Origin of the sequence: Nostoc sp. DedQUE07 (assembly GCF_034530975.2) — a bacterium.
Lineage (GTDB): Bacteria > Cyanobacteriota > Cyanobacteriia > Cyanobacteriales > Nostocaceae > Nostoc.
Genome location: NZ_JAVRCC020000022.1, coordinates 23,135 through 45,429, shown reverse-complemented (window position 1 = coordinate 45,429; position 22,295 = coordinate 23,135). Strand labels below are relative to the sequence as shown.

General features: G+C 41.4%; 3 protein-coding genes. All 3 read left to right on the top strand.

The window, feature by feature from the left end:
- Nucleotides 1-254: 254 nt before the first annotated feature.
- Genes RMZ95_RS17910 through RMZ95_RS17900 form a run of 3 tightly spaced genes read left to right on the top strand, consistent with a single transcriptional unit; the run spans nt 255 to nt 22,275 of the window.
- Entirely contained in the window at nt 255-6,983 is a 6,729-nt protein-coding gene (locus RMZ95_RS17910; protein ID WP_322685017.1) for a type I polyketide synthase, read from the top strand.
- The gene (locus RMZ95_RS17905; protein WP_322685016.1) at nt 6,980-18,022 is read left to right on the top strand and encodes a non-ribosomal peptide synthetase; all 11,043 of its coding nucleotides are present in this window, start codon (nt 6,980-6,982) and stop codon (nt 18,020-18,022) included. Before RMZ95_RS17910 ends, RMZ95_RS17905 begins: the two co-directional genes overlap by 4 nt.
- A 2-nt stretch (nt 18,023-18,024) precedes the next feature.
- A complete protein-coding gene (locus RMZ95_RS17900) occupies nt 18,025-22,275 on the top strand; it encodes a beta-ketoacyl synthase N-terminal-like domain-containing protein (RefSeq protein ID WP_322685015.1) in 4,251 nt (1,416 codons plus the stop codon).
- Nucleotides 22,276-22,295 lie beyond the last annotated feature (20 nt).

The window sequence follows — 22,295 nt, the reverse complement described above, 5'->3', positions numbered from 1 at the left end:
GTAGAGAGCCTCAATTCATACTTAATATTATACGACGCCCGCTACTAATTATTTATTAAATTTTTAACTGTCTTAACTTTCCGCTTAAGTGTCTTAACTGTCTTAACTTTCCACTTAACTGTCTTAACTGTCCACTTAGGTGTCTTAATTGTCCACTTAGGTGTCTTAATTGTCCATTGCATTTCCTTTATAAAACTGATATTTTGAAGTATAAGTAATTAAATAATTAAACCAATAGTTCTTAAAATTTAAAGATGAACAATGAGACTGAAATAATAGATAATTTTGATCGTGATTTGTCATCATTTAACATTCAAACAGAGGCGATCGCCATCGTTGGTATGGCGTGTAGGTTTCCAGGAGCAAACAATTATAACGAGTTTTGGAAAAATCTAGAACAAGGAACGGATAGTATAACAGAGATACCTCAAGAGCGTTGGAATCTTGAGAATTTTTATTCTTCCAATATTGAAATTCCTAATACAAGTAATAGCAAATGGGGAGGATTTATCGAAGATATAGATAAATTTGACGCAATTTTTTTTCAGACATCAGCTCGTGAAGCTAATCGAATAGACCCCCAACAAAGGTTGATGCTAGAACTGAGTTGGTCATGCATTGAAGATGCTGGCTATTCACCATTAGAATTATCAGGAAATAATGTTGGTGTTTTTATTGGCGTTTGTAATTTCGATTATAAAGAATTACAAGATAAGGGCGAAGTCATTGAAGGATATAATTCTACAGGTACATATACTTGTATTATCCCTAATCGAATTTCCTATTTTTTCAACTTTCATGGCCCTAGTATTCCTGTAGACACTGCTTGTTCTAGCTCACTTGTGGCAATTCATCAAGCTGTAAATGCGCTTAATCAAAATGAATGTGAAATGGCATTAGTTGGTGGTGTCAGTGTATTGTGTACACCAACTAGCTATATATCTTTCAGCAAATTGGGGATGTTATCACCTGAAGGCAAATGCAAAGCCTTTGATGCCAAAGCAGATGGTTATGTGCGAGGTGAAGGCGCAGGTGTCATTTTATTAAAACCTTTAAAAAAAGCAGTTGAAGATAAAAATTATATTTATGGAATAGTTAAAGGAAGCGCCATAAATCATGGTGGTCATGCCCGAACTTTAACTTCTCCTAATGCTTATTCCCAATCAAAAGTTGTAAGAGCCGCATATATAAAAGCAAATATTCAACCTGATACTGTATCTTATATAGAAGCTCATGGAACAGGTACGCCATTAGGCGACCCAATTGAAATTAATGGTTTAAAACGGGCATATACACAACTGTATCAGCACTATGCTATTGAACCCACTACAGAAAACTATTGTGGATTAGGTTCGGTAAAAACAAATATTGGACATTTAGAATCAGCAGCAGGTATTGCTGGAGTCATAAAAATCTTATTGGCAATGAAATATAAAAAATTGCCAGGAATAAATAATTTTCAGGAATTAAACCCCCGAATTAAGTTAGATGGTAGTCCATTTTATATAGTTAAAGAAACAGAAGACTGGCAACATTTAAAGACAAAAGAAGGAAAAATTATTCCTAGACGAGCAGGTGTAAGTTCCTTTGGTTTTGGGGGTGTTAATGCCCATGTAATCCTAGAAGAGTCACCAGTGTTAGAAGAAACGCTGGCTACGAAAATTGAGCGTCCAAGCCACTTGATGACACTTTCGGCAAAAACCGATCGCGCTTTAAAAGAACTGGCAAAAGAATATCAAATTTATTTAAGAAGCTCCGATTTAAAGATACCGCTAACAGATATTTGTTACACTGCCAACACTGGGCGATCGCATTTTAACTACCGTCTTGCTATTGTGGCCGACTCTAGAGAGCAGTTAATCGATCGACTCACTGCTTTCGCATCTGGGAAAGACACCGCAGGCTTAATTAGTGATCAACTAAGCAAACAGCCACCAAAAATAGCTTTCTTGTTTACTGGTCAAGGCTCCCAGTATATCAACATGGGTCGCCAACTCTACGATCGCCAACCCATATTCCGCCAAACTATAGAGCAGTGCGATGAAATTCTCCGTCCTTATCTGGAGCATTCTCTGTTAGAGGTACTGTATCCTAGCCAAGAAGCTTTTGAGCATTTACTCGATCGAACCGCCTATACTCAACCAGCGTTGTTTGCTATTGAATATGCTCTGTATCAACTATGGAAATCTTGGGGCATTGAGCCAAATGTGGTACTAGGTCATAGTGTAGGCGAATATGTTGCTGCTTGTGTGGCTGGCGTTTTTAGCTTAGAAGATGGACTCAAACTCATTGCCTATCGCGGACAGTTGATGCAGCAGTTGCCTTCTGGTGGCGAGATGGTTTCACTAATGGCTTGTGAGGAGAGAGTGCGGAAAGTTATAGCACCATTTAACGACACAGTGGCGTTGGCGTTCGCGCAGCGTCTCGTAGAGAAGCCCGCCGTAGGCATCGCTGCTATCAACGGCCCCGAAAGTGTAGTTATATCTGGAGCCAGTGAAGACATTGCTGCTATTTGTCAGCAACTTTCAATACAGGGGGTAAAAACGAAGCGCTTACAAGTATCCCACGCTTTCCATTCTCCGTTGATGACACCCATGTTGAAGGAGTTTGAGCAAGTAGCTAGTCAAATAACCTACAAGCAACCCCAGATACCATTAGTCTCTAATGTCACCGGGAAACTTGCTGACGAGAATATCGCCAATGCTCAATACTGGGTGACTCACATCCGGCAAACAGTGCGGTTTGCCGATAGTATGCAGACATTACATCAGCTTGGGTATGAAGTCTTTTTGGAGGTTGGGCCTAAACCCATTTTGTTGGGTATGGGGCGTGAGTGCTTGCCTGAAGGCGTGGGTTCATGGTTGCCTTCTTTGCGTCCGGGAGTATCAGAATGGCAACAACTGCTTTCTAGTTTGGGTGAGTTATATGTAGGCGGAATGGCAGTAGATTGGTCAGGGTTTGACCGTGACTATTCCCCCAAGAAAGTTACATTACCCACTTATCCATTTCAAAGGCAGCGCTATTGGATTGAGAATACTCCGCTTCGCCATCAACAGCAACGAAACTGGACAAAACTGCACCCATTATTAGACAAAAAACTCCAGTTACCCTTAAGCAAAGAAATCGTGTTTGAGTCGGAATTCAGTACTCAAACCCTACCGTTTTTATTAGATCATCAAGTTTATAACCAAATTGTTGTACCTGGAGCCTGTCATCTCTCCTTGCTATTGGGTGCAGCAGATTTGACTTTCGCCAGTGAGTCCTGTCTGTTAGAAAATATAGTTTTCCCCCAGGCATTGGTCGTCCCTGAAGGCGAAGTCCGCACAGTACAACTGGTACTTTCTCCAGAGGCGAGTGACGCATCTTTCAAACTCATCAGCTTTGATACAGTCTCCAACGCAAGTAATCAAGTAAGTGAGTGGTTAGTCCATGCCACAGGAAAAATCACGAAAGGCGTTAATACTACACCAGAAACCGTCTTACTCCAAGAGATACAGACACGCTGTACTCAACAAATCACTGCTGGGGAAATTTACCAAAGTTGGCAAAAGCGACAGATTGAATATGGTGTCAGCTTCCAGTGGCTTGATTCGGTCTGGTGCAAAGAAGGAGAAGCTTTAGGCAAGCTCAAATGGCTTTCAGTAGTAGACGGTTTAGAAAAGTATCAATTATATCCGGGGCTTTTGGACTCTTGCTTGCAACTAATCGGCACTTTCTTTCCTAGCGAAGACACTTTTGTACCCTCTGCAATTGAGAGTTTCCGATTTTACCAACGTCCTCAAAATCAGCAATTATGGTGTCATGCAATGCAACGGCAGTTAGATAATTCTAATAGCGACAAGCTATTAGCAGATATCAAACTTTTTGATGCTAACGGACAGTTGATTGCAGACATCAAAGGTTTTGAGGCTAAAAAAGCAACTCCTAACACTTTATTACAAAGTCTCCAGCGAGACTTTAAAGAAAATTCTTTAGAGAATTGGCTATATAAAGTAGAGTGGCAACCTCAAGTGCGCTTTAGCAATGAGCAGCTGTCTCCAGATTATCTGCCAGCAATTGCAGAAATTAGTCGTAAACTTCAGCCACAACATTCTCAATTGATGGCTGAACCACAGCTAAAATTTTATGAAGCAGCAGTCAAAGAGCTAGAAGCACTCAGTATTGACTATGTGCTGCAAGCCTTGATAGCAATGGGGTGGAAACCGCAACTAGGGCAATGCTTCACTACAGATGCGATCGCTAACCAATTAGGTATAATCAGCCAACACCAAAGGCTATTCAAGCGACTGTTAGAGATGTTAGCCGAAGTAGGGGTGTTAGAGGCAAAAGCTTTGGAGTGGCAAGTTATTCGCCAGCCAGAAGTTAGCGATTTGCAAGCTAAATTAAATACCCTATTAACTCAATATCCAATAGCAAATGCCGAATTCATCCTACTAGGACGTTGCGGCGCATCATTAGCCCAAGTTCTACGGGGCGAATGTGACCCATTGCAATTGCTTTTCCCTGAAAACGACTCAACTACAGCCCAGTTATATGAAAATTCGCCATTGACAAAGGTGACGAATATCTTAGCCCAACAAACCCTAGTCTCAATTGTCGAGCATTTACCAACTGGACGCGGATTAAGAATATTAGAAATTGGTGCCGGAACTGGTGGAACAACTGCTTACCTACTACCACATTTACCCGGAGAACAAACCCAATATCATTTCAGTGATATTAGTATCTCTTTTACCCAAAAAGCCCAAGAAAGATTCCAGGATTTTCCATTTGTAAAATATCAAGTATTAGACATTGAAAAAGACCCCTTAAATCAAGGATTTGAAAAGCAGCAATATGATGTAATTGTGGCTGCCAATGTCTTACACGCTACCCAATATTTGCAACAAACCCTCAAGCACACCAAGCAATTATTAGCACCACAGGGCATATTAATTTTATTGGAAACAACTCAACGTCAGCGTTGGCTAGACTTAATCTTTGGTTTAACTCCAGGATGGTGGCGATTTAACGATTTGCAATTACGTCCAGACTATCCCTTGATTAGTGCTGCTCAATGGCAAGAAATATTGCAAGAAACTGGGTTTACAAGCACAGTTAATCTATCACCATCTCAACAGTCTTCAGCAATGGTGATGCTGGCACAAGTAGTACCGCCGAATGAGCCAGTACAAATTGAGCCAAAACATTGGCTGTTATTTGCAGATCGGTTAGGTATAGCGCAACAGTTAGCACAAAAGCTAGATGCTCACTCACAAGTTTGTACATTGGTGTTCGCCGGCGAGGAATATGAACAATTAGCGCCACAACAGTTCAAAATTAACCCAAGCGATCCACAACATTATCAAAAGCTATTGCAGGCAATTAATAGCACCTTGCCTTTGTATGGTGTCGTTCATTGCTGGAGTTTAGATACAGTTAAAGCCGCAGAACTCACCACAGCCGATTTAACTACGGCATCTTTGCTAGGGTGTGGAAGCACTCTGCATTTAGTTCAGGCATTAACAGGGGTTAATTTCTTGACTCATCCTCGTCTCTGGTTAGTAACTCAAGAAGCAGTGGCAATTACCAACCTAGAAGGAGTAGCTCAATCAAGCTTGTGGGGAATGGCAAGGGTAATTGCTACAGAACATCCAGAACTCAACTGTGTGCAAGTAGATTTGTCTCCAAAAGCAGATGCTGAAGTGATGCAAGCCTTATTTGAAGAAATGTGGTTTCCCATAAAAGAAGACCACGTTGCCTTCAGAGATCCGCTACGTTATGTCGCCAGATTAGTTCGTTACCAGTCTAAAGACGACATAGAAACAGCAGCACACAAGCCGCTAAGGTTCCGTGAGGATAGTACCTACCTGATAACTGGCGGTATGGGTGGTTTGGGTTTATTGGTAGCTCATTGGATGGTACAGCAGGGAGCAAGACATTTGGTGCTAGTTGGGCGTAGTCCTGCAAGTCTTGCTGTTAATGAACAATTTCAAGAATTAGAACAAGCTGGCGCTCAAGTAAAAGTTGTTCAGGCAGATGTGTCTGATATCGAACAAATCGCAAAATTACTAAGAGAAATTGAGCAAACTTTACCACCACTGCGAGGAATTATTCATTCTGTTGGTGTTTTGGATGATGGCGTTATACAACAACAGAACTGGCAACGCTTTGCAAAAGTTTTGGCTCCAAAGGTACAAGGAGCTTGGCATCTGCATACTTTAACTCAGAAGCAGGATTTAGACTTCTTTGTGATGTTTTCTTCTATAGCTTCTTTAATTGGTAATCCAGGTCAATCCAATCATGCAGCAGCTAATGCTTTTCTTGATGCTTTAGCGTATCATCGCCAGGCTCAGGGACTACCAGGTTTGAGTATCAATTGGGGAGCTTGGTCGCAAATAGGAGCCTTTGCACAGCGTCAGCTAGATGAGCAAACAAAAACGCGGGGTATTGGAACATTTACCCCAGAACAGGGATTAGCTGCTCTCGATAAATTACTGTATCAATCCTCAACCCAAGTTGCAGTTATGCCCATTAATTGGGTGCAGTTTTTGGAAAAATCAACTTCAGTTTCGCCGTTGTTTGCTAACTTTCTCGAAACTTCAGTAAAAAATGTGGTTGTGCAACATGATTTGGTTGAAGAATTAAAGAAAACAAATATTACCAAACGTCGAAACCTTTTGCAGGATCGTATTTGTTCAGCAGTAGCCAAAGTCCTCGGTTGGCAATCAGAACCAATAGATTTACACAAAAAGTTTTTCGAGCTAGGTATGGATTCGCTAACTTCTTTAGACTTGAAAAATCATTTACAAAAGACTTTAAAATGTTCTTTGCCAATAAATTTAGTTTTTGAGTATCCTAATGTAGAGTTGCTAACTGATTATTTAATACAAGAACTAGGTTTAGATTCTGATAACGAATCTGCTCAAGAAATTCAGCAGAAGAATGAGCTACCTCAACTAGTCAATATCAAAAATAGCAAGAAGATTAGGATAGAGTTATGAATTTATTAGAATTTTTACAAAACCTTTCTTTTCAAGGACTTGAGTTGATCCATGATGGAGAAAAATTACTAATAGATGGTTCTGAAAGTTTGTTGACTCCTGATGTAATTGCTCAACTCCAACAACATAAAACTGAAATTTTATATTTACTGCGCGATCGCCCAGATATTTTAAATATTTATCCTCTGTCCTACGGTCAACAAGCACTGTGGTTTTTGTGGCAACTAGCACCTGAAAGTTCCGCCTATAACGTATCCTTTGCGTGCCGTATATGTTCTCCTGTAAATGTTAGGACTTTACAAAAAAGTTTCCAAGTTATTTTTGACCGCCATCCGCAGTTGCGTAGTAAATTTTTTAAGCAAGGTAATAATGTTGTTCAGCAGATTCATCAAACTCAGTTCACAGACTTTCAACAGATAAATTCCTGTGACTGGAGAGAACAGGATTTGGAGGAAGGAGTTCTTCAAGAACACCAACAACCCTTCAACATCGAAAACGACTCAATGATGCGAGTGCGTTTGTTCACTCGCTCACAGCAAGAACATATATTGTTAATGACCGTACATCATATTGCTGTTGATGCTTGGTCTATTCTATTAATAATAGAAGAGTTGATAACGGTCTATCTTGCATTAGAGTCAGGTGTTCAGCCAACTCTTATTCCTTTAGATCACTCTTATATAAATTACGTTCGTTGGCAAAGAGAATTATTAACCAGTGTTCAAGGAGAAAAACTTTGGAACTATTGGCAGCAAAAACTGGCAGGAGAATTACCTGTACTTAACTTGCCAATAGATAGACCAAGACCACCCATACAAACCTACAACGGCGCTTCTTATAATTTCAAAATACCTCAAAAACTCACAGAAGAACTGAAAGGGCTAGCTCAAACAGAAGGCATATCTCAATACATAGTTTTGCTAGCTGCATTTCAGGTTCTCTTGTATCGTTATACGGGACAAGAGGATATTCTGGTCGGCGCTCCCACTTCAGGTAGAACTCAACCTGAATTTATGCCGCTAGTTGGCTATTTTGTCGATCCTGTGGTCATAAGGGCGAGTTTGTCAGGAAATCCCAGTTTTCAAGAGTTTCTGATTCAAGTTGGAAGAACAGTATCAGAAGCTATAGCGCATCAAGATTTTCCTTTTGCTCTACTGGTAGAGCGATTGCAGCCACAGCGCGATCTGAGCCGCTCTCCTATTTTTCAGGCTGTATTTAACTTCCTTCTCCAGAACTTGCGGCAGTTTGAGCATACGCAACAACTTTGGTTAGGAGGTGAAGTAGATAAAGAAGTATTAAAACTCAAACCTTTTGAAATAGCCCAGATGGATGGTCAGTTCGATCTAAATCTGACGCTCGCAGAAGGAAATTCTTCTTTAGCTGGGATTTTCAAGTACAACACTGACCTTTTTGATGCCAGTACTATCGAGCGAATGGCGGGGCATTTTGTGACATTGCTTGAAGGGATTGTAGCAAATCCACAGCAAAATATTTCGCAATTACCCCTGTTGACACAACCTGAGCAGCAACAGTTACTCGCCGAATGGAACAACACACAGGTGGAGTATCACCAGAATAAATGTATCCATCAGTTGTTTGAAGAACAGGTAGCGCGTACCCCTGATGCAGTAGCAGTTGTATTTGAAAATCAACAACTCACCTATCACCAGTTGAACTGTCGCGCTAACCAGTTGGCACATTACTTGCACTCATTAGGTGTAAAATCAGATACCTTGGTTGGTTTGTGTGTGGAGCGAACGCTCTACACCATTGTGGGAATACTAGGTATTCTCAAGGCAGGTGGTGCATACCTACCACTTGACCCAGAGTATCCAACTGAGCGTTTAAGCTTTATGTTAGAAGACGCTCAAGTTAAGGTGATATTAACTCAACAGCAATTAGTAGACTCTATTCCTCAACATCAGGCGCATCTTGTTTGCTTAGACAGCGACTGGGAAAAAGTTGCTCAAGAGTGCGAATCAAATCTGGATAACACCGCAACAGGCGAGAACCTAGCATACATCATCTACACTTCTGGTTCCACAGGTAAGCCCAAGGGCGTTTTAGTCAACCACTCAAATGTAGTGCGTCTGTTTGCAGCCACGGATTCTTGGTATCACTTTAGTCAAGATGATGTGTGGACAATGTTCCACTCTTATGCATTCGACTTTTCCGTGTGGGAAATTTGGGGCGCATTGCTGTATGGTGGACGACTGGTAGTTGTGCCTTACTTGGTGACGCGATCGCCCGAATCTTTCTACAAGTTATTGTGTCAAGAAAAAGTTACAGTTCTCAATCAAACGCCTTCCGCCTTCCGCCAATTAATTCAAGCTGAACAGTCAGGAATAACTGCTGGGGAATTGAACCTACGCTTAGTGATTTTCGGTGGTGAAGCTTTAGAAATCAAGAGCTTACAGCCTTGGTTTGACAGACACGGCGACACTTTACCGCAATTAGTGAATATGTACGGGATTACGGAGACGACTGTACACGTCACTTATCGCCCACTGAGCAAAGCTGATTTAAATCACAGTGCTAGTGTTATTGGTCGTCCGATACCCGATCTTCAGGTGTATATATTAGATGAATATTTTCAGCCAGTGCCAATTGGTGTCAGGGGTGAAATGTATGTGGGTGGCGCTGGAGTGACGCGTGGTTATCTCAATCGTCCAGAATTGACGAAACAAAGGTTTATTTCTAACGTATTTAATCAGTCAAAATTATATAAAACCGGGGACTTAGCACGGTATTTGCCTAATGGCGATTTAGAATATTTAGGACGCATTGATAACCAAGTCAAGATTCGCGGTTTCCGCATTGAGTTGGGAGAAATTGAGACATTACTGGCTTCTCACCCTGCCATTTGGGAAAGTGCGGTGTTGGTGCAAGAGGATGAACCGGGCGACACTTGTACTGAGCATCTCGACTTCGCTCGATGGAGCCGGAGTCGAAGTAAACGTTTAGTTGCTTATGTAGTGCCGCAGGTAGAACAATCTCCCACAGTCTCAGAACTGCGTCAGTTTTTAAAGGCAAAGCTCCCAGAGTACATGGTACCCAGTGCTTTTGTGCTGTTAGAATCCTTACCTCTCACGTCTAACGGTAAAGTAGACCGTCGCGCCCTGCCAAAACCAGAATTAGACAGCACACTGCTAGAAAAATTTGTCGCCCCGCGCACTCCAATGGAAGAAATGCTGGCACAGATTTGGGCAGAAGTCCTAAAAGTAGAGCAGGTAGGGATACATGATAACTTCTTTGAACTGGGAGGACACTCGCTACTAGCAACTCAACTGCTTTCACGCATTCGTACCAGCTTTAAAGTAGAACTGGCATTACGTGAGTTATTTGCAAAAGCGACAGTAGCTGAATTAGCCCAATCAATTGGGCAGTTACAGCAACAAATACTTCGACTTACCTCGACTCCGCTCGGCACAAGTCGCTCAGTACAAGACTTAGAACTAACTTCGCCGCCTATTTTACCAAGGACAAAGGATGCAGAATTACCACTGTCTTATGCTCAACAGCGTCTGTGGTTTTTAGACCAGTTCGAGCCAAACAGCCCCTTCTATAATATTCCTATAGCTTTGCGCCTAGTGGGAAATCTCAATCGAGCTGGTCTAGAACAAAGCTTACAAGAGATTATTCATCGCCACGAAGCCTTACGCACCAACTTCATTACAGTTAACGAACAACCAACTCAAATTATTCAAACAGAAACGAATTGGAAAGTTTCAGTTGTTGAGTGTCAGCATTTATCTGCAACAGAACAAGCAATAGCCACACAAAAGTTAGTTCAACAAAACACTATTGAACCGTTTGACTTGAGCCAGGGAGCATTAATTAGGGCAACATTAGTAGTGCTGTCCGAGACAGAACACATATTGTTAATGTGTATGCACCATGTTGTCTCTGATGGCTGGTCAATGAGTATGTTTGTCTCTGAATTAGCAACGCTGTACAATGCTTATGCTCAAGGTCGGCCTTCTCCATTAGTACCACTGACGTTACAGTATGCAGATTTCGCAATTTGGCAGAGACAGTGGCTGCAAGGGAATGTACTGCAACGCCAACTGAATTATTGGCAACAGCAACTAGCTTCAGCACCAGCTTTATTGTCCCTACCAACAGACCGACCAAGACCTGCGGTGCAGACTTTCGCTGGCGCAACTCAAGAATTTACACTCTCAGTAGAGTTAAGTCATAGGCTGATAAAACTGAGCCAAGAGCAAGGTTGTACTTTGTTTATGACACTGTTGGCAGCTTATGATACCTTACTTTACCGCTACACAGGGCAAGAAGATATTTTGGTGGGTTCTCCCATTGCGAACCGCGATCGCTCTGAAATTGAAGGGTTAATTGGCTTTTTTGTCAACCCTTTAGTGATGCGTACTAATCTGGCAGGCAATCCGAGCTTTAGCGAATTACTTAGTCGTGTCCGCGAAATGGCAATGGATGCCTACGCTCATCAAGATTTGCCATTTGAAATGCTAGTTGAAGCATTGCAGCCAGAACGGAATCTTAGCCATACACCACTGTTCCAAGTGATGTTTACACTTGAGAATGCGGTCATGTCTGGAGTAGAGCTGGCTGGGCTAACAGTCACTCCATTGCCCATAAAAGGCACAACAGCAAGGGTTGATTTAACTTTAATCATCCAGAATACTGCTACTTCTCTACGAGACGCTGCGCGAACGACTACGCTCAGTACAAGCACTGGACTGGTAGGGTTGTGGGAGTACAACACTGATTTGTTTGATGAGCGCACCATTGAGCGAATAACGGGTCATTTTGTGACGTTGCTTGCAGGAATTGTGGCAAATCCAGAGGAGCGAATTTCACAATTACCATTGTTGACACAACCTGAACAACGGCAGTTACTCGTTGAGTGGAATGATACACAGGTTGATTATCCAATAGATAAGTGTATCCATCAATTATTTGAGGAGCAGGTAGAACGTACTCCAGATGCCGTAGCAGTGGTGTTTGAAAATCAACAACTCACTTATTACCAGTTGAATTGTCGTGCAAACCAGTTAGCGCACTATCTTAAATCATTGGGTGTAGGAGCAGATGTACTGGTGGGGTTGTGTGTAGAACGCTCTTTAGAGATGGTGGTAGGACTGCTTGGGATTCTCAAGGCAGGTGGTGCTTATGTGCCGCTTGAGCCAACATATCCTTCTGAGCGATTGTTTGATATGCTCAACGATTCACAGGTGCGGGTACTGTTGACTCAAGAAAAATTGGTCGCTAATTTACCGCAACATGAGACGTGTATTATTTGCTTAGATACAGACTGGATAAAAATACGTGCAGTTCGTGAAGATAATCCCATCAGTAGCTCTACATTTGACAAATTAGCTTATGTCATCTACACCTCTGGCTCAACAGGTCAACCTAAAGGAGCAATGAATACCCACATGGGGATTTGCAATCGTCTGCTGTGGATGCAACAAGCCTATCAGTTAACAGCAGACGATTGTGTTTTACAAAAAACTCCTTTCAGTTTTGACGTTTCAGTTTGGGAGTTCTTCTGGCCATTATTAACTGGAGCACGTTTAGTTCTGGCTAAACCAGATGGGCATAAAGATAGTGCCTACTTGGTCAACCTAATTATAGAGCAGCAGGTTACTACGCTGCATTTTGTCCCTTCCATGCTCCAGGTTTTCATAGAAGCAGAAAGTTGCAAAAATTGCAGTAGTTTGAAACGAGTTATCTGTAGTGGTGAAGCCCTGCCTTTAAAACTCCAGGAACGCTTTTTTGAGCATCTAGAGTGTGAATTGCACAATCTCTATGGGCCAACAGAAGCTGCAATTGATGTCACCTTCTGGCAATGCAAACCACATAGCAATCTAAAAACGATACCTATTGGGCGAGCGATCGCCAACACACAAATTTATATTTTAGACTCGCACTTACAACCAGTGCCGATTGGTGTACCGGGAGAGTTGCACATCGGTGGTGTGGGGTTGGCACGAGGCTACCTCAACCGCCCCGACTTGACCAACGAGAAATTTATTTCTAACCCATTTAGTGATGACCCGCATTCCCGGCTTTACAAAACTGGGGATCAAGCACGTTACTTAAGTGACGGTAATATTGAATATTTGGGGCGCATAGACAATCAAGTTAAAATTCGCGGTTTTCGGATCGAATTAGGCGAAATTGAAGCGGTTTTAAGCCAACATTCTTTAGTACAGGAGAGTATCGTCGTTGCCAGAGTTGACACTCCTGGCGATCAACGTCTGGTAGCCTATATTGTGCCTGACCAGGAGAATGCTTTTCCCATTTTACAACTACTTCGTTTTAAAAATAAAGGTCTGCTTAGTGACGGGTTACTCTATGAATTGCCGAATGGCATGATGATTGCCCATCTCAATAAAAACGAGACAGAATTCGTCTACAAAGAAGTTTGGGAAGAACAGGCTTATTTAAAACATGACATCACTATCAATGAAGGAGATTGCATCTTTGATGTAGGTGCCAATATCGGTCTGTTCGCACTCTTCGCGGGTCAAATATATAAAGATGTTTCTATTTATGCATTTGAGCCAATTCCGCCTGTTTTTGACGTGCTACGCATAAATGCCCAGAGCTATGGCTTAAATGTCAAACTGTTTAATCTTGGTCTTTCCAGCGAGACAAAGACTGACACGTTTACATATTATCCCCAGGTTTCTGTGATTTCCGGGCGCTTTGCTGATGCTACTCAAGAGCGAGAGACGATCAAATCCTTTTTGCTTAAACAACAAAAAAATGTAGTAAATGATATACAAATCTCCGATGGGGCAATTGATGAACTGTTAGCAGAAAGATTGCAGAGTCAGCAATTCATTTGTCAGTTAAGAACAATTTCTGATGTGATTGCTGAACATGGCGTTGAAAGGATCGATTTGCTGAAAATTGACGTGGAGAAAAGTGAGCAGGATGTGCTTTCTGGCATCCAGCAAGAAGATTGGCAAAAGATCCAGCAGATAGTTGTGGAAGTTCATAACATGAATGGTAGGTTGGAGGAGATTGTAGCCCTGCTAAAAGAACATGGATACGACCTAATTATTGAGCAGGATGCTTTACTAGAAGATACTGGACTCTACAATATCTATGCCAGACGACCATCTCTAAAGCAATACCAACCAGAGGAGCAGAGAAGCAAATTAGTCTGCAATCTTATACAGCCGACCTGGAGCAATTCGAGTTTATTAGTCAGTGAGGTTCGCCGCTTTCTACAAAAGAAGCTACCAGAGTACATGGTGCCAAGTGCTTTTGTGCTGCTGGAATCCTTACCCTTGACTGTCAACGGCAAAGTAGACCGCCGTGCTTTACCAAAACCAGACTTCAACAGCACACTACTAGAAAAATATGTAGCTCCACGCACGCCAATTGAAGAAATACTGACACAAATGTGGGTGCAAGTGCTGAAAGTACAGAAAGTCGGCATACATGACAACTTCTTTGAACTTGGGGGACACTCACTACTAGTAACGCAATTGCTTTCACGCATCCGCAACATTTTTAAAGTAGAATTACCATTGCGTAGCTTATTTGCTGCACCAACAGTTGCAGAGTTGTCCCAAAACATTCAACCGTTGCAGCAACAAATACTTCGACTTACCTCGGCTCCGCTCGGCACAAGTCGCTCAGTACAAGACTTAGAACTAACAGCATCACCCATCTTACCAAGAGCAAGTAACGCAGAATTACCTCTGTCTTATGCCCAAACAAGGCTATGGTTTTTAGACCAGTTAGAGCCGAATAGTGCTTTATACAACATACCCTTAGCTTTGCGTCTAACGGGAAATCTCAATTGGGTTGCTTTGGAACAAAGTTTGCAAGAAATTATTCATCGCCACGAAGCTTTACGCACCAACTTCGTCATTGTTGATGGGCAACCAACTCAAGTTATTAGGGAACAGGGAATAGTATCAGTTGTTGATTTAACGCATTTACCTACAATCGAGCAAGAAAGTTCTTTACAGCAATTAGCGCAACAACAAGCTATTCAACCTTTTAACCTAGCAACTGAACTATTAGTTAGGGCGAAGTTACTTGTGCTGTCGCAGACAGAACACGCCTTATTAGTGTGTATGCACCACATTGTCTCTGATGGCTGGTCAATGGATGTGTTTGTTCAAGAATTAGCGATGCTGTACGATGCTTCTTCTCAAGGTAAGCCGTCATCCTTAACACCATTGCCGATTCAGTATGCAGATTTTGCCTTATGGCAAAGACAGTGGTTGCAAGGAGATGTACTACAAAATCAACTCTCGTACTGGCAACAACAACTCAAAGATGCACCAGCTTTATTATCACTGCCTACAGACCGACCAAGACCTGCTGTGCAGACATTCAATGGTGCAAATCTACAGTTTAAACTCTCAGTTGAGTTGACTAATAGACTAACAAAACTGAGCCAGGAGCAAGGATCTACCTTGTTCATGACGCTGTTGGCAGCTTATGATATCCTACTTTACCGCTACACAGGGCAAGAAGATATTTTGGTGGGATCTCCCATTGCGAACCGCGATCGCAGTGAAATAGAAGGGTTAATTGGCTTTTTTGTCAATACCTTAGTGATGCGTACCAATTTGGCAGGTAATCCGAGCTTTAGCGAATTACTCACTCGTGTTCGGGAAATGGCTTTAGGAGCTTATACTCATCAAGACTTGCCATTTGAAATGCTAGTGGAAATATTACGACCAGAGAGGGATCTCAGTCATGCACCACTGTTCCAAGTGGCGTTTTCCCTCCAGAATGCACCGATGCAGCAAGTAGATTTTGCTGGGTTAACTGTCAATCCATTAATAGTAGAAGGAATAACTGCTAAGTTTGATGTGTCTTTATTAATAGAAAATACCACTACTGGATTTGTTGGGTGGTGGCAATATAACACTGATTTGTTTGATGAGCGCACTATTAAGCGAATGACGGGTCATTTTGTAACCTTGCTCGAAAGTATTGTTGCTAATCCACAGCAACAAATTTCTCAATTACCTTTGCTTACAGGAGTTGAGCAACATCAATTATTAGTTGAATGGAATTCCACTCAGGCGGACTATGCTCAAGATAAGTGTATCCATCAGTTGTTTGAAGAGCAAGTTCAGCGTACCCCCGATGCTGTGGCTGTGGTGTTTGGTAGTGAACAACTGACTTATAAGCAGTTGAATTGTCGTGCTAATCAATTGGCTCATTACCTGCGTTCATTGGGTGTGAAGCCAGATGTGTTGGTGGGTATTTGTGTAGAGCGTTCTTTAGAGATGCTGATAGGACTGTTGGGGATTCTCAAGGCAGGCGGAGCATACCTACCACTTGACCCAGATTATCCGACTGAGCGTTTGCGTTTCATGTTGGAAGATGCTCAAGTTTCGGTGCTGCTGACTCAACAGCAAGTTATTGATAGACTCCCTGAGCATCAAGCAAACCTTGTCTGTTTGGATGAGGTATGGGAAAAAATTGAGCAAAACAATCAAGATAACCCAACGAGTGGAGTTAAAGCCTTTCATTTAGCTAATGTTATCTATACTTCTGGCTCAACAGGTAAACCTAAAGGTGTGATGGTTGAGCATAAAGGACTGTGCAACTTAACTCAAGCTCAGATTCAGACTTTTAGCGTAGACTGTCATAGCCGCATTCTCCAGTTTGCTTCCTTCAGTTTTGATGCTTCTATCTGGGAAGTAGTGATGGCTTTGGGATCGGGTGCAACGCTGTATCTGGGAACAAAAGACTCTCTATTGCCAGGAAAGCCATTAATTGAGCAATTACGCAATCATGGCATTACCCATATCACCCTACCACCATCGGCGTTAGCAGTAATGCCTAGTGAAGAACTGCCGACATTGCAAACAATCATCGTAGCTGGAGAAGCTTGTCCTGCGGAATTAATTAAGCAATGGTCTGTAGGTAGAAACTTCTTCAACGCCTACGGCCCGACGGAAGCTAGTGTCTGCGCCACGATTTGCAAAGCTACGCCGAAGGCGATGACCTCCGGTCGGTCAGAGACCAACGCAAAATGTACTAATGAAGATGAGAAAATATCTATTGGTAAAGCGATCGCTAACACACAGATTCATATTTTAGACGAGTATTTGCAACCCGTACCTGTGGGTGTACCAGGGGAACTACACATTGGTGGTGTCGGGTTGGCAAGAGGCTACCTCAACCGTCCCGAACTAACCCAGGAAAAATTCATTACTAACCCCTTTGGTACTGGTCGTCTCTACAAAACTGGGGATTTAGCGCGTTATCTACCAGATGGTAATATCGAATACATAGGACGCATTGACAATCAGGTAAAAATTCGGGGCTTCCGCATCGAGATAGGAGAAATTGAAGCAGCACTGAGCCAACATAGTGATGTGCAGATATGTTGTATCATTGCTCGTGAAGAAACTCCAGATAATACTTGTACTGAGCGTTCGCGTAGCGTCTCGCAGAGAGGTCGAAGTAAGCGTTTAGTCGCTTACGTAGTGCCGCAAAAAGACATAACTTGTACTGAGCGACTTGTGCCGAGCGAAGCCGAGGTAAGTCGAAGTACACTCACAACAAGCGAATTGCGGCAATTCCTTTCTAATAAACTGCCTGGGTATATGATTCCAAATGTTTTTGTGATGCTGGAGTCTTTACCTCTGACACCCAACGGCAAAGTAGACCGTCGCGCTTTGCCTGCTCCAGATTTACAACAGGAACTATCAGATTATGTAATGCCAAATACAGAAGTAGAAAGCATCATTGCTGGCATTTGGGAAAAAGCATTAGCAGTAGAAAAAGTAGGAATCTACAATAATTTCTTTGAGCTAGGAGGTCATTCGTTACTACTGGTAAAAATTAATCACGAATTGCAAGAAGAATTGGGGCTGGAACTGTCAATAGTTGATATGTTTAATTACCCAACCATACATAGTTTGAGCCAATACTTAAATACTAAGTCTTACAAAGAAGAACCCACAAAGCAAAATAATTATCGGATTCAATCTGATAACGAAGTTAAATCTTTAAGAAAACAACAATTGGAATCCAGACAACAATATCGCTCTCAGAGAAAAAGGTAAAAATGACAATAAATTCAGTTCATAAAAATAATGAGTTTAATAATTCTGAAATAGCTATAATTGCTGTTGCTGGTAGATTCCCAGGCGCAAAAGATATCGAGTCATTTTGGCAGAATCTACGTGATGGAGTAGAGTCTATCTCCTCGCTAACGGATGAAGAATTAATAAATTCCGGCGTTTGCCTCGATTTACTGAATAACCCAAATTATGTAAAAGCTAGTGCTGTTCTATCAGACATTGATTTGTTTGATGCAAATTTCTTTACTTATAGTGCAAAAGAAGCTGAGTTAATAGACCCACAACAACGCCTATTTTTAGAATTAGCTTGGGAAGCTGTAGAAAAAGCTGGTTATGACCCGGAAACTTACAACGGTTTAATAGGGGTTTATGGTGGTGTGGGGATGAGTAGGTATTTGCTCAATAATCTCATTCCTCATCATCAATTATTAGAAACAATTGACCCTCTACAACTAGGAATCTCTAACGATAAAGATTTTGTACCGACACGAGTTGCATATAAACTCAACTTGACTGGCCCCGCAGTAAATGTGCAAACAGCCTGTTCTACTTCTTTGGTTGCTGTTCATGTAGCTTGTCAAAGTCTCTTAAATGGTGAATGTGACATAGCTTTAGCTGGTGGAGTTTCTATCAGCATTCCTCAAAAAACAGGTTATTTGCATCAACCGGAGATGATTCTCTCTCCCGATGGACACTGCCGTGCTTTTGATGCTAAGGCACAAGGGACAATTGCTGGTAGCGGTGCTGGTATTGTGGTATTGAAAAGATTAAAGGATGCGATCGCTGACCGTGACCACATCCATGCAATCATTAAAGGTTCAGCCATCAATAATGATGGTGCAATGAAAGTCGGCTACACTGCGCCTAGTGCCAGTGGTCAAGCAGCAGTCATTGGAGAAGCTCAAGCTATAGCAGATGTAGATGCCGAAACAATTTCCTACATCGAAGCTCATGGTACAGCTACACCTTTAGGAGATCCGATAGAAATTGCCGCTTTAACTCAAGCTTTTAATCAAACTACAGATAAAAAAGGCTTCTGTGCTATTGGTTCGGTAAAAACTAACTTTGGACATTTGGATACAGCAGCAGGTGTCGCAGGTTTAATTAAAACTGTATTAGCACTGCAACATAAAATGCTGCCTCCTAGTTTGCACTACCAGACACCTAATCCCAAAATTGATTTTGCCAACAGTCCTTTTTATGTCAATACAACCCTGACTGAATGGAAAACAAATAACACTCCTCGCCGTGCTGGGGTTAGTTCTTTTGGTATGGGAGGGACTAATGCTCATGTGATTTTAGAAGAAGCAACTCAATTCAAAATTCAAAATTCAAAATTCAAAAATAAATATTTATTGTTGTGTTTATCGGCTAATACTGCGAGTGCACTTGAGAAGACGACAGCTAATTTAATTGAGCATTTAAAAGAGCATCCAGAAGTTAACTTAAGTGATGTTGCTTATACCCTCAATAGCGGTCGCCGGGGTTTTAATTATCGACGGATGTTAGTTTGTCAGGACTTAGAAGATGCTGTTAAAGCTCTCAGTAGTTTAGATCCAAAACAAGTTTTTACTAATTACACAGAAATTACAGAACGACCTGTTGCTTTTATGTTTCCCGGTCAAGGTTCTCAATACGTCAACATGGCGCGGGAAATTTATGAAACTGAGACAGTATTTAGAGAACAAGTTGATTATTGCTCAGAAATTATTAAACCTTTACTAGGGCTGGATTTACGTCATATTATTTATCCTAGTGAATCAAATATTGATGAGGCATCAAAGCAACTTCAACAGACAGGAATTGCTCAACCCGCTATTTTTGTAATTGAATACGCCCTAGCTAAATTATGGCAGTCTTATGGAGTGGAACCACAAGCTGCGATCGGTCATAGTATTGGCGAATATGTAGCAGCCACTCTAGCAGAAGTTTTTTCCCTAGAAGATGCTTTATCTTTGGTAGCAGCACGCGGACAGATGATGCAGCAACTACCCACTGGAGCAATGCTTTCAATTCCCCTGCCCGCAGAGAAGGTAAAATCTTTACTGGGGACAGAACTTTCTCTAGCAGCAATTAATCAACCCTTGCAATGTGTAGTTTCCGGTTCCATACCAGAAATCGAAGCACTACAAAGTCAGCTTGCTACTCAAGGGATTGAATGCCGTCGTCTGCATACTTCCCATGCCTTCCATTCGCAAATGATGGAACCAATCTTAGAGGCATTTGCAGAGCGAGTCAAAAAAGTTACTTTAAATCCACCAAAACTTCCTTATATCTCTAACCTGACTGGTACTTGGATTAAAGTCAGTCAAGCCACAAATCCCGACTACTACGCTCAACATCTGCGTTCTACAGTATTGTTTGCCTCTGGCGTAGAGAAATTATTAGCAACATCAGAGCAGGTCTTACTAGAGGTAGGGCCAGGACACACACTAACTACATTAGTTAAAAGACATCCAGACAAAGCAGACACACAAACGGTCTTAACTTCGGTACGTCATCCCCAAGAAAAGCAATCTGATAGTCATGTTTTATTGACCACATTAGGTCAACTCTGGTTGACTGGTGTCAAAGTAGATTGGTTTGGATTTTATAGTCATGATGAATATTATCGTCTTCCCTTACCAACTTATCCCTTTGAACGCCAACGTTATTGGATTGACCCTCCACAAAAAGCAGCTTGGGGAAAGTTGCAAATACCCACAACATCACAATTGTGGACGTCGCTTACACAAGCGGGTCAAAAACAAGCAAGTGAAAACAATGCAGAATTTAACGAGTTAACCTATCAAGGAAACAAACAGTTCTTAGATAGTTTATGTACAGCCTACATAAATTATGCATTGCAGCAATTACGGGCTTTTAGTAATCCCGAAGAAAAGTATTTTTTGGAGAATTTGTTAACGCACTACCATATTTCTCCGCGCTATCAACAATTGTTCTGTAGATGGTTACAAATATTAGTAGAACAAGGACAACTACAGCAACAAGAGGAATTATTTTTTGGGCTAGTGCCATGTTTACAAGATGATATTGATGAATATTTAGAAGAAGTCAGAGTGAGGTTTTCTGATTCATCTTTAGTAGATTTAGATTTAGTGCAACGCTGTGGTGAAAATTTAGCTGCTATTGTTGTTGGGGAACAAGAACCATTAGAAATTTTCAATGAACTGGTTTACCAAAAAGAAAATAAAGGTTCACAGACAGAATCTTCCTTAATTAATTACTACAACTCTATCTTGCGCTCAAGCTTAGAACAGGTAGTCAAATTATTGCCACCATCGATTCATCTGAGAGTGCTAGAAATCGGTGCAGGTACTGGTATGTCTACACAAGCTTTATTACCTGTGTTGCCATTCCAACAAACCAACTATACTTTTACTGATATTGGTAGTGCCTTTCTGACTCAAGCGCAACAGAAGTTTAAGGAATATTCATTTGTTGAATATAAGTTATTAGATATAGATAAGTCACCAACTGAGCAGGGATTTGAGAAGCATAGTTTTGATATAGTCATAGCTTCTAATGTTCTGCACGCAACTCAAAACATAGATCAAACACTCCACCATGTCCGGTCTTTATTAGCTCCTGGCGGCTTCCTCTTACTGTGGGAAATTACTCAAGCGAAAATAGATTTTGATATTAGTTGGGGTCTGCTATTAAAACCTTTAAATGATACAAGACGCAGCCCAGGTCAGCCTTTTATCATTAAAGACCAATGGTTTGACGCATTACACGCTCAAGATTTTGTTCAAGTTGCCGCTTTTCCTGAAAATGAAGCATTTGAGCATAAAATTATTATGGCTCAAGCTTCTGCATCAGCTGCATTTAGCCAAATTTATAAGCAAAAAGAAACTGGCTTTGAAGCAGAGATTTCATTACAAAGAAATCCGAATGTTTTTCAGCAAGAATTATCTACGCTCCATTCAAGACCTGATTTACCCAATGCTTATGTAGCTCCTCGTAATGAAATTGAGCAAAAAATTGCCATTGCTTGGCAAGAATTTTTGGGAATTAAACAGATAGGAATCCATGATAACTTTTTTCAATTAGGAGGAGATTCTTTAATAGCGGTTCAAGTTGTATCTAGATTACGAAATACTTTTTCTATTCAATTAACTGTAACAAATCTGTTTGAATTTCCTACTATAGCTGAAATAGCACCAAAATTGGAGAAACAAGCAGAATCAGATATTAATTTAGGTGCAATTGATAGAGAAGAAATAACAATTTGATTAAATGAATTTTAATTAAG

Coding starts and splice junctions, on each gene's coding strand:
- RMZ95_RS17905 (WP_322685016.1), top strand. CDS start 6,980: ATGAATTTATTAGAATTTTTACAAAACCTTTCTTTTCAAGGACTTGAG.
- RMZ95_RS17900 (WP_322685015.1), top strand. CDS start 18,025: ATGACAATAAATTCAGTTCATAAAAATAATGAGTTTAATAATTCTGAA.
- RMZ95_RS17910 (WP_322685017.1), top strand. CDS start 255: ATGAACAATGAGACTGAAATAATAGATAATTTTGATCGTGATTTGTCA.